This is a genomic window from Leifsonia sp. HAY1-4F (assembly GCF_056755275.1).
Genome location: NZ_JBNDHX010000516.1, coordinates 1 through 244 on the forward strand (window position 1 = coordinate 1; position 244 = coordinate 244).

1 protein-coding gene is annotated in these 244 nt (G+C 69.3%); it reads right to left on the reverse strand.

From position 1 onward, the window contains the following. On the reverse strand, positions 1–244 hold a 244-nt coding region (locus ACPYOG_RS20345; RefSeq protein ID WP_481295889.1), incomplete at both ends, for a substrate-binding domain-containing protein.

Here is a 244-nt window from a genome sequence, read left to right on the forward strand (position 1 = left end):
GTCCCGGATCACACCCGTGGCAGGCAGCATCCGAACCGGATCGTCTTCCGGCTCGGCGAGTGCCAGGGCGAAGGAGAGCCTGCCAATGTCGATCAGGGGCACGGCGACCGTGGTGAGGCTCGGCGTCACATCGCGGGCCGTCCGGACATCGTCGAACCCGGCCACTCCGATATCGCGGCCGACCCGAATGCCGTGGTCCCGGAACGCCTCGGCGGCTCCGACCGCCCTAACATCGTTGACCGCG